The sequence below is a fragment of the Citrobacter sp. CRE-46 genome (assembly GCF_059615875.1).
The window spans coordinates 142150-153735 of record NZ_CM184341.1 but is presented as its reverse complement, the minus strand read 5'-3'; the positions used below and the strand labels follow the sequence as shown (position 1 = coordinate 153735).

The following is an 11586-nucleotide window of genomic DNA, read 5'->3' as shown; positions in this document are numbered from 1 at the left end:
ACTGCCAAATGTATATACAAGCTAATACAAGGGCATTTTATACAGATACCCAAATAATTCGAGCTGCAGGAAGGCGGCAACGCAGCGAATCTCAGGAGCGTACATAAGTACGTGACTGGAGTGAGCGAGGAAAGCCAACGCACATGCAGCTTGAAGTATGACGGGTAGATAACAACCATCATAACGGGCGAGGGTGACATGGCTTATTCCGGTAAAGTGAATATCCAGCAGGCGATAGACGACAGTCCTTTTTCACGCTTTCATTGGGTGATTATTGTCCTGGGCTTTCTGGTGTTAGCCATTGACGGCTTCGATACGGCGGCGATGGGTTATATTGCGCCCACGCTCTCTGCTGACTGGGGCATCCAGAAGCAGGATCTCGGGCCTGTTTTAAGCGCCGCATTATTGGGTCTCTCATTTGGCGCATTATTAGCCGGACCGATTTCCGATCGGATGGGCCGTAAGCGCGTACTGGTCTTTTCCTGCCTGTTCTTTGGCCTCGCCAGTCTCGGCACCGCCTATGCACAGACGCTGAATATGTTAACGTTCTGGCGCTTCCTCACCGGGCTTGGACTCGGCGCAGCAATGCCCAATGCCATTACCCTGGTGTCAGAATTTGCGCCCAAACGCTGCCGTTCGATGGCAATAAACACCATGTATTGCGGCTTTCCATTAGGGGCTGCGGGCGGTGGCGTCATCTCGTCCTGGCTGATCCCCAACTACGGCTGGCACAGCGTGCTGCTCGCTGGCGCAATCGCCCCACTGACGCTCACCGTGCTGTTGGTGCTGTTCCTGCCGGAGTCGGTTAAGTATTTGGTGCACCGTGGCAAAAGCGTTGCGCAGGTGAAACGTATTGCCCAACGCTTTATGTCAGGCAGTCTGGAACAGGTCACCCAGTTTTATTTGGATGAAGACAAGGTTACGGTCAAAAAAGGCAGCGTGGCGCAGTTGTTCAGTATGCCCTGGCTGCCTGGCACGCTAATGCTGTGGCTGACCTACTTTATGGGACTGGTTATCTATTACGTACTGCTGAGCTGGATGCCCACTCTGATGTTGGGCATGGGCTATCCGCTGGCGGAATCGGCCTGGTTAACCTCGCTGTTTACCTTCGGCGGTACGGCCGGGATCCTGCTGGCCGGTTGGTTAATGGATCGCTGGGAAGCACATAAAGTGGTATCACTCGGCTTTATTCTGACGATGCTGTTTGCCCTCGCCCTCGGGTTTGAGCATAACCATATCATCCTGTTCGGCGCACTGATTTTCCTGATGGGGATTACCATGAACGGTGCGCAGTCCGGGCTGCAGACGCTGGCCGCAACGTTCTATCCTACCCACTGCCGCGCGACGGGTATTGCGTGGATGCAGGGCGTGGGTCGATTCGGCGGCGTGGCCGGAACGATGATGAGCGCCCAGTTGCTTTCCCTGCAATGGCAGGCTGATAGTATCTTAATGTTCCTTAGCCTTCCCGCGCTGCTGGCTGCTGCGGCCACGATTTACAAGCTGCAACGCTATAAACCGCGCGCGCTGACCGTCGCATAGTACCCGCTGTTTCTGCTATTCTGCCCCCGTTATTAAGGGGGCAGTATGCTTAACATCGTTTTATTCGAACCAGAAATCCCGCCAAATACCGGCAATATTATCCGTCTTTGCGCCAATACCGGCTTTCGTCTGCATATTATTGAGCCAATGGGCTTTACCTGGGACGACAAGCGCCTGCGTCGCGCAGGCCTGGATTACCATGAATTTACCGCCGTGCTGCGCCACCCTGATTACGCCGCCTTCGTCGCCGCAGAAAACCCGCAGCGTCTGTTTGCCCTGACCACCAAAGGTACGCCAGCGCACAGCGCAGTAAGTTATCAGGATGGGGATTATCTTATGTTTGGCCCGGAAACACGCGGTCTACCAGCCAGTATCCTCGACGCTCTGCCGGCCGAACAAAAAATTCGTATTCCGATGATGCCGGACAGTCGTAGCATGAACCTGTCAAATGCGGTGTCGGTGGTGGTGTATGAAGCCTGGCGCCAACTGGGATATCCCGGCGCGATATTACGCAGTTAATTTGTGTCGGATGGCGGCTGACGCCTTATCCGGCCTACAAATCCCACGTAGGCCCGGTAAACGCAGCGCCACCGGGCATGGCTCGAAATCAGATGCCATCGCCGTATTCGAACGTATGATGTATCCCATTGAAATGCTGATCCATATCCATGGACGGCTTATCGCTGTCAGGCTTGCCGACAATGCGTGCCGGGACGCCTGCGGCGGTAGTATGTGGCGGTACGGGTTGTAAAACGACGGAACCCGCGCCAATCTTCGCGCCGCGCCCGACTTCAATGTTGCCGAGAATTTTCGCGCCCGCGCCAATCATCACCCCTTCACGAATTTTTGGATGACGATCGCCGCCCGCTTTACCGGTCCCGCCAAGCGTAACGGATTGCAAAATAGAGACGTCATTTTCAATCACGGCGGTTTCACCCACCACAATACCGGTGGCGTGATCGAGCATAATCCCGCGGCCAATTTTTGCCGCCGGATGAATATCTACCTGGAAAGAAACAGATACCTGATTTTGCAGGAAGATTGCCAGCGCCTGACGCCCCTGATGCCATAGCCAGTGGCCGATGCGGTAGGCCTGAAGCGCATGAAAGCCCTTCAGATACAGAAGTGGGGTGGAATATTTGTCGACGGCCGGGTCGCGCGTGCGTACCGCCTGGATATCACAAGCCGCCGAAGCAATCATTTCGGGATCGGCCGCGTAGGCCTCTTCCACAACTTCGCGAATCGCAATGGCAGGCATGATTGGAGACGCGAGCTTATTCGCCAGCATATAGCTCAGCGCGCTACCGAGGTTTTCATGCTTGAGCAGCGTTGCGTGGTAAAAACTGGCCAGCATAGGCTCACATTCCGCCAGTGCCCGGGCTTCCGCTTTAATGTTTTTCCAGACGATATCCAGTTCTTCACACGGCATTGCGTACTCCAGAAGGTAGCAAAACGACCGACCCGTTCTTCGCGGGTCGGGTCGCTATATTCAACAGTTCCTTACAGCTAGTGGCGGCTCAGCTCATCCTTGCGTGCACGGCCTAATAACGTTAATGCTGCCTCGCGCGCATTTTTTCCGCAATACAATACTTGATAAATTTCCTCGGTTATTGGCATCTCAACACCAAAACGGTGCGCCAATTCACGAACTTCTTTCGTATTACGGTAACCTTCCACCACCTGACCAATCTTGTCCTGCGCGCCCTGCACGTCCATCCCCTGGCCAAGCATCATGCCAAAACGACGGTTACGCGACTGGTTGTCGGTACAGGTCAGCACCAGATCGCCTAAACCCGCCATCCCCATAAAGGTGGCAGGATCGGCACCCAGCGCCGCGCCAAGACGCGACATTTCGGTCAGTCCACGGGTGATCAATGCGGTTCGCGCATTGGCGCCAAAACCGATGCCGTCGGACATTCCCGCGCCAATCGCAATGACGTTTTTCACCGCGCCGCCAAGCTGCACGCCAATGAAATCCGGGTTGCTGTAAACGCGGAAGCTTTTGCCGCAGTGCAGCAACTGCTGGAGATCGTCAGCGAAAGTATCGTCCGTTGAGGCCAGAGAAATCGCCGTCGGCATACCCGCCGCCAGCTCTTTGGCGAACGTCGGGCCGGAGATGACCGCCAGCGGAATAGAATCCCCCAGCGCTTCACGCGCCACATCCTGCAGCAGGCGTCCCGTTTCTGCTTCCAGACCTTTTGTCGCCCAGACCAGACGCGCATCAGGACGCATCAGCGGTTTGATGTTACGCAGCACTTCGCCAAAGACGTGGCTCGGCACCACCACCAGAATATTACGGCTGGCGGCCAGCGCAGTGGCTAAGTCACTTTCCAGGTGCAGCGTGTCGGGAAAAGGCACATCAGGGAGGAACGCGACGTTGCAGCGATCGTGCTCAAGGGTCGCGATATGTTTTGGATCATGGCCCCACAGGACAACCTGATGGCCATTTCTTGCCAGGGTAATGGCAAGAGCGGTGCCGTACGAGCCGGCACCAATCACAGTCATTGAAGCATTACTTTGGTTCATCAGGCATCCTGATGTTCTTCAGTACCTTCGCCAGCCTGCTGCTGTAAATAGTTCATGAACAGCGCATCAAAGTTGACCGGCGCAAGGTTCAGTTGCGGGAACGTACCGCGTGAAACCAGGCTAGTGATGCATTCGCGGGCATACGGGAACAGAATGTTCGGGCAGTATGCGCCGAGGCAATGCGCCATCTGAGTCCCTTCGATACCGCTGATGGAGAAAATACCGCCCTGCTGAACTTCACACAGGAACGCCGTTTCTTCGCCAAGAGCAGCCGTTACGGTGACACGCAGCACGACTTCATACACGTCATCTGCCAGTTGGGTAGATGCGGTATCAAGATCAAGTTTAACCTCTGGCTGCCAATCTTTCTGGAAAACATGCGGTGCATTTGGCGCTTCGAAAGATACATCCTTGGTATAGATACGTTGGATCTGGAAAGCCATTTCAGTGTTATTTTGTTCTGACATGTTTAGAAAACCCTTAGTGTTGTCCTTTAAATACTTTCAGTACGCCTTATCGCAGCAGGGGATCCAGTCCACCACGCGCATCCAACGCATACAAGTCGTCACAACCGCCAATGTGCTGTGCATCAATAAAAATCTGCGGAACCGTCGTACGGCCACTGCGTTTGATCATCTCTTCACGCTTTACGGCATCGCCGTCAATCGGAAGTTCCTGGAAACTCACCCCCTTGCTGTTCAACAGCGCTTTTGCGCGATGGCAAAACGGGCAGGTTGCTTTGGTGTAGATCTCAATATTGGCCATGACTTATCTCCAGTGTTCTTTTTACCCTGCGGCATGAAAGAAGACGGGTAAATTACTTGCCGCGAACCAGTGGCAGATTCTCACCACTCCAGCCCGCTACGCCGTCTTTCAGTACGGATACCTGCTCAAAACCGGCTTTAATCAGCGCAGTTGCTGAATCCTGGCACTGCATGCCTGAACCATCAACCACAATCACAGGTTTGTTTTTGTGTTTTTCAAGCTCGCCAAAATTGTTGGCTTTGATTTCGCTCGGCAGCAGGTTAGTGGAGCCTGCGATATGGCCTTTGCGGAAGTCGTCGCGCTGGCGTAAATCCACAACAACGGCGTCTTCTTTATTGATGAGACGTGTAGCTTCGCCGCGAGTAATCACCTTCACTTTTGAGGTCAGGCTCTTAAACGTGGTAAATAATACAGCCGCCAGTAACGCAATCCAGGCGATACTCAAGACAGGGTGGCGACTAACAAATTGCATAATTTCTTGCATGGGGGGTAACAACTCCCGACTAGTGATTAAAAAAACCAGGAAAGGAGTATACCTGCGCGTTGGCGCAAATACAGCCAGAGCGTGCATTGGATTGCATTTTTGCGGGGCGCTACGGAAAAAAAAATGTAAATCGGTGTTCCCCCTGGCACGCGATCTCCCATTATTTGATCTTCGGGGGCTACTTTATCGATTCAGCTGTAGTAAAATTACGCAATTATTTTTTATCTATGAGTGTGAGGTTGTCGCAATGTCGGTTTCTAAAAAACCTATGGTACTGGTGATTCTGGATGGCTACGGCTATCGCGAAGACAGCCAGGATAACGCCATTTTTACTGCTAAAACCCCGGTAATGGATGCGCTGTGGGCAAAACGTCCGCATACCCTGATTGATGCGTCTGGTCTGGAAGTCGGCCTGCCCGATCGCCAGATGGGCAACTCCGAAGTGGGTCACGTCAACCTGGGCGCGGGCCGTATCGTGTATCAGGACCTTACCCGTCTGGATGTCGAAATCAAAGAGCGTACGTTCTTCGCTAACCCGGTGCTGACCCACGCGGTCGACCAGGCAAAAAATGCCGGAAAAGCGGTACACATCATGGGCCTGCTCTCTGCTGGCGGCGTTCACAGCCACGAAGATCACATCATGGCGATGGTAGAACTGGCCGCTGAACGCGGTGCGGAAAAAATCTATCTGCACGCTTTCCTTGATGGTCGTGATACCCCGCCGCGCAGCGCTGAACATTCACTGCAGAAATTCGAAGAGAAATTTGCCGCACTGGGCAAAGGTCGCGTAGCCTCCATCATCGGTCGTTACTACGCTATGGACCGCGACAACCGTTGGGATCGCGTAGAACAGGCTTACGATCTGATGACGCTGGCGAAGGGCGAGTTCCAGTTCGCTACGGCGGTTGAAGGCCTGCAGGCCGCTTATGCCCGCGACGAGAACGACGAATTCGTCAAAGCGACCGTGATCCGTGCCGAAGGCCAGGCAGAAGCCGCTATGGAAGACGGCGATACGCTGATTTTCATGAACTTCCGTGCTGACCGTGCGCGTGAAATCACTCGCGCATTCGTTAACGCTGACTTCGATGGCTTCGCCCGTAAGAAAGTCGTTAACCTCAACTTTGTGATGCTGACGGAATACGCGGCCGACATCAAAACTGCGGTGGCTTACCCACCAGCATCTCTGGCCAACACCTTCGGCGAGTGGATGGCGAAGAACGAAAAAACGCAGCTGCGTATTTCCGAAACCGAAAAATATGCACACGTAACCTTCTTCTTCAACGGCGGCGTAGAAGAGCCGTTCACAGGCGAAGACCGTATCCTGATCAACTCGCCGAAAGTCGCGACCTACGATCTGCAGCCGGAAATGAGCTCTGCTGAACTGACCGAGAAGCTGGTTGCAGCGATTGAGAGCGGTAAATACGACACCATCATTTGTAACTACCCGAACGGCGACATGGTTGGCCACACCGGCGTGATGGAAGCAGCGGTTAAAGCGGTTGAAGCGCTGGACCATTGCGTTGAGCAGGTAGCGAAAGCCGTTGAATCCGTTGGCGGACAGCTGTTGATCACCGCAGACCACGGTAACGCAGAGCAAATGCGCGATCCGTCTACTGGTCAGGCGCATACCGCGCATACCAACCTGCCGGTTCCGCTGATTTATGTCGGTGGTAAAAACGTTAAAGCGGTCGAAGGCGGTAAACTTTCAGATATCGCCCCAACGATGCTGACGCTGATGGGTATGGAAATCCCGCAAGAGATGACTGGTAAGCCGCTGTTCATCGTGGAATAATCCCTCCCCATGAGGGGAAAGGCGATTAATACCATCACTCGGGCCGTGAAACTGCCAAAGTTTTCAGTCAGGCCCTTGTTCTACGCCAGCGCGCTTAGCGCTGGCGTATTGCTGTGCGCCTTTTCCGCCCACGCGGACGAACGCGATCAGCTCAAATCTATTCAGGCCGATATCGCGGCAAAAGAACGCGCGGTACGCCAACAGCAACAACAACGTTCCACTCTCCTCGCTCAGCTTAAAGCTCAGGAGCAGGCCATCGCCGTCGCCGCAAGGCAACTGCGCGAAACGCAAAACTCACTGGCACAGCTGAACGCACAAATCGCTGAGATGAACGCCGCGCTCGCGAAGCTGGAAAAACAGCGGGCAGCGCAAGAGCGCAGCCTGGCAGCCCAGTTAGACGCCGCGTTTCGCCAGGGTGAACACACCGGTCTTCAGCTCATCCTTAGCGGCGAAGAAAGCCAGCGCGGACAGCGTCTGCAGGCCTATTTCGGCTACCTGAACCAGGCGCGGCAAGAAACTATCGCGCAGCTGAAACAAACCCGCGAAGAGGTCGACTCACAAAAAGCCGAGCTGGAAGATAAGCAGAGCGAACAGCAGACCCTGCTGTACGAACAACGCGCTCAGCAGGCTAAGCTGGAGCAGGCGCGTAACGAACGTCAGAAAACACTGTCGGGTCTGGAGTCATCGATTCAACAGGGCCAGCAGCAACTGGGCGAAATGCGCGCTAACGAATCCCGTCTACGCAACAGCATTGCTCGCGCTGAAGCCGCGGCCAAAGCGCGCGCGGAACGTGAAGCGCGCGAGGCGCAGGCCGTACGTGATAAGCAGAAGGATGCGTCACGAAAAGGCTCGACCTACAAGCCGACCGAAAGTGAAAAATCACTGATGTCCCGTACCGGCGGCCTGGGATCGCCGCGCGGCCAGGCATTCTGGCCTGTTCGCGGCCCAACGCTGCATCGTTATGGCGAACAACTGCAAGGTGAGCTACGTTGGAAGGGTATGGTTATTGGCGCATCCGAAGGCACCGAAGTTAAAGCCATTGCCGATGGTCGCGTCATTCTGGCGGACTGGTTGCAGGGCTATGGTCTGGTCGTCGTGGTTGAGCACGGTAAAGGCGATATGAGCCTGTACGGTTATAACCAGAGCGCGTTGGTCAGCGTCGGTACGCAGGTTCGCGCCGGGCAGCCTATTGCGCTTGTGGGTAGCAGCGGCGGTCAGGGCAGGCCGGCACTCTATTTCGAAATTCGTCGCCAGGGTCAGGCGGTCAATCCACAGCCGTGGTTGGGAAGATAAGTTTTGCCTCAATTTCGTCGTCTATTACTCTCTCTTGCCAGCGTGCTGGCCTTCGTAACACCTGTTTTTGCTGGCAAACTCGCCATCGTTATTGATGATTTCGGCTATCGTCCACAAACTGAAAATCAGGTACTGGCGATGCCTTCCACCATCTCCGTTGCCGTTTTACCCAATGCTCCACATGCGCGTGAAATGGCGATTAAAGCGCATAACAGTGGACATGAGGTGTTAATCCATCTGCCGATGGCGCCGCTGAGCAAACAACCGTTAGAGAAAGATACTTTGCGCCCGGAAATGAGCAGCGAAGAGATTGAACGCATTATTCGCGACGCGGTAAGCAAAGTGCCGAATGCCGTGGGGCTGAACAACCATATGGGCAGTGCGATGACTTCCAGCCTGTTTGGCATGCAGAAGGTGATGCAGGCGCTGGAACGTTACGATCTCTACTTTCTGGACAGCATGACCATCGGCAACAGCCAGGCCATGCGCGCAGCGTCAGGAACCGGTGTGAAGGTCATCAAACGCAAAGTCTTCCTGGATGACACGCAAAATGAAGCTGACATTCGTCGTCAGTTTACTCGCGCCGTCGATCTTGCGCGCCGCAACGGCTCAGCGATCGCCATTGGACACCCTCATCCTTCCACGGTGCGAGTATTACAGCAGATGCTTTATAATCTGCCAGCCGATATTACGCTGGTTCGTCCGAGCAGCCTGCTCAATGAACCGCAGGTCGATACCTCCAGACCTAACCTCACGCAACCGAATAACGGCGCACCGCGTAATCCTTTCCGCGGTGTGAAATTGTGCAAACCGAAACAGCCGTTAGAACCCATTTACGCCAGTCGATACTTCACCGTACTCGGTGAAAGCATCGCCCAAAGCACGCTGGTGCAATATATGCGCCTGCAGTGGCAGGGCTGGCAATAATCAGTCGTTAAGATCCAACGTTAAATGGGCCAGGCGGCGCGGCGTCAGTGATTTATCGCGCCACTGGCTAAAACGGATGGCCCACAGCAGCACCTGATAACCCAGCTTAACGCTGCAGATATTACTCACCATCCGTTTGAACATACCCGACACAAATACTTCAGCAATCATACGCTGGCGGATTTTTTCGTTCGGCTCTTTACGTATGCAATGACAAACGCGTAGCGCTTCGTAAATCACCTGCTGTTTGAATTCCGGGTAAATGGGAATGCGCCCGGCGTACTCATGATTCATTTTGTCGAGCAGGCGGGTAATCTTGATGTAGTGACGCTGATAGGCGAGGTTCTTCAGCCCGGTACGCGGCAGACGACTCACGGACGCGCCGTGCAGGAAGTATTTGTACAATGGGACTTCCGTATAGCGTGCGCGTTTCGCATTAAACATAAACTCCGTGGTCCAGATGATATCCTGGTGGTGCAGGCCAGACAGGAAGGTCAGCCCTGCGTCGCGGATGGTCTGATGACGGTAAACGCCCATCCAGACAACGTGCCGCCACCGACGACTGGCTAACGCTTTGCGTAACCAATCTGGCCCGGTCATCACGCCGGTAGAACGAATTCGATCGGTAGGAATAGATGTCCAGGTTTTACCCGTCTCGGCAATACACCAATCAGCGTTGCATTGCGCAACATCCAGATTGTCCTGCAACGCCATCTTCATCAACGTTTCATACATTTCCGGATAAGCAATATCATCACCGTCAACATAAGCGATGTACTCGCCCCTGGCGACTTCCATGCCGGTATTACGCGCCGCTGAGACTCCCCCGTTCTGCTGATGCAGTAGATGAACGTGCGGATAACGATCCGCATACGCCTGTGCGAGCTGCGCAGAGTTATCCGTAGAGCCATCATTAACAATGATGATCTCCAGATTTTTCCACGTTTGCGCAATCAGCGAATCCATACACGCAATGAATGGTTCACCCGTATTGTAGAGCGGCATAATGACGCTCAATAGGCCGGGGGTATAGGTCATATCAAATCCTGCCAAACAGTATAATTAACGGCAATTTCTAACATACTTAGTGGTAATTCTTCAGAGAAAATTTCTCAAACCTTTAGCGGAAAATGCGCCTGACGAATGAGCGCAGCAAACAAAAAAAATCCCCGGAGAGTTAACGATAGTCAACATCCGGGGACGGCATGCAGAATCCACTACGTGGATACGGTTAATCCCAGCTCAGGATCACTTTCCCAGACTGCCCTGAACGCATCGCGTCAAAGCCTTGCTGGAATTCATCGATGGAGAATCGATGGGTGATAATTGGCGACAAATCCAGACCAGACTGAATCAGAGCGGCCATTTTGTACCAGGTTTCAAACATCTCACGACCGTAGATGCCTTTAATAAACAGCCCCTTAAAGATAACTTTAGTCCAGTCGATGGACATATCAGATGGCGGAATACCCAGCATAGCAATACGGCCACCGTGGTTCATGGTATCCAGCATAGCGCGAAACGCTGGCGGCGCACCGGACATCTCCAGGCCTACATCAAACCCTTCGGTCATGCCCAGCTCAGCCATCACGTCGGTCAGATTCTCTTTCGATACGTTGACCGCGCGGGTGATACCCATTTTGCGTGCCAGCTCAAGGCGATACTCATTCACGTCGGTGATCACCACGTGGCGTGCGCCAACGTGCTTCGCAACCGCCGCCGCCATAATACCGATTGGGCCCGCGCCGGAAACCAGCACATCTTCCCCCACCAGATCGAACGACAGCGCCGTGTGCACCGCATTACCGAACGGATCGAAGATAGACGCCAGGTCGTCGGAGATGTTGTCCGGAATTTTAAACGCGTTAAACGCCGGGATCACCAGGTACTCTGCAAAGCAGCCAGGACGATTTACGCCGACACCGGTCGTATTGCGACACAGGTGCGTACGCCCACCGCGGCAGTTACGGCAATGCCCGCAGGTGATATGACCTTCGCCAGAAACGCGATCGCCGATTTTAAAGCCTTTAACTTCCTGACCAATGCCAACAACTTCGCCGACATATTCATGCCCCACGACCATCGGAACCGGGATGGTTTTTTGCGACCAGTCATCCCAGTTATAAATGTGAACGTCAGTCCCGCAGATGGCTGTTTTACGGATTTTAATCAGCAAATCGTTATGGCCGACTTCCGGTTCAGGAACGTCGGTCATCCAAATGCCCTCTTCCGCTTTCAGTTTGGATAACGCTTTCATTTC

General features: G+C 54.0%; 12 protein-coding genes. 5 read left to right on the top strand and 7 right to left on the bottom strand.

Annotation, left to right across the window (positions count from 1 at the left end; translation table 11 throughout):
• The first annotated feature begins 198 nt into the window (after nucleotides 1-198).
• On the top strand, nucleotides 199-1539 hold the full coding sequence (locus AC534G_RS00735) for an MFS transporter (RefSeq protein WP_085049095.1): 1341 nt from the start codon (nucleotides 199-201) through the stop codon (nucleotides 1537-1539).
• 45 nt (nucleotides 1540-1584) lie between these two features.
• Entirely contained in the window at nucleotides 1585-2058 is a 474-nt protein-coding gene (trmL, locus tag AC534G_RS00730; RefSeq protein ID WP_048237006.1) for a tRNA (uridine(34)/cytosine(34)/5-carboxymethylaminomethyluridine(34)-2'-O)-methyltransferase TrmL, read from the top strand.
• Between the two features lie 88 nt (nucleotides 2059-2146).
• Here trmL and cysE read toward each other — a convergent pair whose 3' ends face one another.
• The 5 genes from cysE to AC534G_RS00705 all read right to left on the bottom strand — a co-directional run bounded on the left by cysE (nucleotide 2147) and on the right by AC534G_RS00705 (nucleotide 5314).
• A complete protein-coding gene (gene cysE, locus AC534G_RS00725) occupies nucleotides 2147-2968 on the bottom strand; it encodes a serine O-acetyltransferase (protein WP_016154965.1) in 822 nt (273 codons plus the stop codon).
• A 77-nt stretch (nucleotides 2969-3045) separates the two neighbouring features.
• Nucleotides 3046-4065 carry an NAD(P)H-dependent glycerol-3-phosphate dehydrogenase gene (gene gpsA, locus AC534G_RS00720; protein WP_069323719.1) on the bottom strand — a complete coding sequence of 340 codons (1020 nt, stop codon included), beginning with the start codon at nucleotides 4063-4065 and terminating at the stop codon, nucleotides 3046-3048.
• A complete protein-coding gene (gene secB, locus AC534G_RS00715; protein ID WP_038635313.1) occupies nucleotides 4065-4532 on the bottom strand; it encodes a protein-export chaperone SecB in 468 nt (155 codons plus the stop codon). The genes gpsA and secB overlap by 1 nt, the downstream gene beginning before the upstream one ends.
• Nucleotides 4533-4578: 46 nt before the next feature.
• A complete protein-coding gene (gene grxC / locus AC534G_RS00710) occupies nucleotides 4579-4830 on the bottom strand; it encodes a glutaredoxin 3 (protein WP_003024152.1) in 252 nt (83 codons plus the stop codon).
• Nucleotides 4831-4882: 52 nt separating this feature from the next.
• Nucleotides 4883-5314: a rhodanese-like domain-containing protein gene (locus AC534G_RS00705; protein ID WP_003024148.1), complete on the bottom strand. Its 432-nt coding sequence runs from the start codon at nucleotides 5312-5314 to the stop codon at nucleotides 4883-4885.
• A gap of 247 nt (nucleotides 5315-5561) precedes the next feature.
• Between AC534G_RS00705 and gpmM the strand changes: the two genes are divergently transcribed.
• The 3 genes from gpmM to AC534G_RS00690 are packed head-to-tail and all read left to right on the top strand — an operon-like array spanning nucleotide 5562 to nucleotide 9326.
• Complete coding sequence (gene gpmM / locus AC534G_RS00700; protein WP_069323718.1) at nucleotides 5562-7106, top strand: 2,3-bisphosphoglycerate-independent phosphoglycerate mutase; 1545 nt, start codon at nucleotides 5562-5564, stop codon at nucleotides 7104-7106.
• A 33-nt stretch (nucleotides 7107-7139) separates the two neighbouring features.
• Nucleotides 7140-8399 (top strand): murein hydrolase activator EnvC, encoded by a 1260-nt coding sequence (gene envC / locus AC534G_RS00695; RefSeq protein WP_233638112.1) that lies wholly within the window; start codon nucleotides 7140-7142, stop codon nucleotides 8397-8399.
• A 3-nt stretch (nucleotides 8400-8402) separates the two neighbouring features.
• Nucleotides 8403-9326, top strand: a complete 924-nt coding sequence (locus AC534G_RS00690) for a divergent polysaccharide deacetylase family protein (protein WP_069323716.1) — start codon at nucleotides 8403-8405, stop codon at nucleotides 9324-9326.
• On the opposite strand, the gene AC534G_RS00685 is transcribed toward AC534G_RS00690, so the two are convergent.
• Nucleotides 9327-10364 carry a glycosyltransferase gene (locus AC534G_RS00685; RefSeq protein ID WP_110496515.1) on the bottom strand — a complete coding sequence of 346 codons (1038 nt, stop codon included), beginning with the start codon at nucleotides 10362-10364 and terminating at the stop codon, nucleotides 9327-9329.
• 193 nt (nucleotides 10365-10557) lie between these two features.
• Complete coding sequence (gene tdh, locus AC534G_RS00680) at nucleotides 10558-11583, bottom strand: L-threonine 3-dehydrogenase (RefSeq protein WP_110496513.1); 1026 nt, start codon at nucleotides 11581-11583, stop codon at nucleotides 10558-10560.
• Between the last annotated feature and the right edge of the window lie 3 nt (nucleotides 11584-11586).

Excerpts from the sequence above, each read along its gene's own strand:
- AC534G_RS00735 (WP_085049095.1), top strand. The coding sequence starts at position 199 with ATGGCTTATTCCGGTAAAGTGAATATCCAGCAGGCGATAGACGACAGT.
- trmL (WP_048237006.1), top strand. The coding sequence starts at position 1,585 with ATGCTTAACATCGTTTTATTCGAACCAGAAATCCCGCCAAATACCGGC.
- cysE (WP_016154965.1), bottom strand. The coding sequence starts at position 2,968 with ATGCCGTGTGAAGAACTGGATATCGTCTGGAAAAACATTAAAGCGGAA.
- gpsA (WP_069323719.1), bottom strand. The coding sequence starts at position 4,065 with ATGAACCAAAGTAATGCTTCAATGACTGTGATTGGTGCCGGCTCGTAC.
- secB (WP_038635313.1), bottom strand. The coding sequence starts at position 4,532 with ATGTCAGAACAAAATAACACTGAAATGGCTTTCCAGATCCAACGTATC.
- grxC (WP_003024152.1), bottom strand. The coding sequence starts at position 4,830 with ATGGCCAATATTGAGATCTACACCAAAGCAACCTGCCCGTTTTGCCAT.
- AC534G_RS00705 (WP_003024148.1), bottom strand. The coding sequence starts at position 5,314 with ATGCAAGAAATTATGCAATTTGTTAGTCGCCACCCTGTCTTGAGTATC.
- gpmM (WP_069323718.1), top strand. The coding sequence starts at position 5,562 with ATGTCGGTTTCTAAAAAACCTATGGTACTGGTGATTCTGGATGGCTAC.
- AC534G_RS00685 (WP_110496515.1), bottom strand. The coding sequence starts at position 10,364 with ATGACCTATACCCCCGGCCTATTGAGCGTCATTATGCCGCTCTACAAT.
- tdh (WP_110496513.1), bottom strand. The coding sequence starts at position 11,583 with ATGAAAGCGTTATCCAAACTGAAAGCGGAAGAGGGCATTTGGATGACC.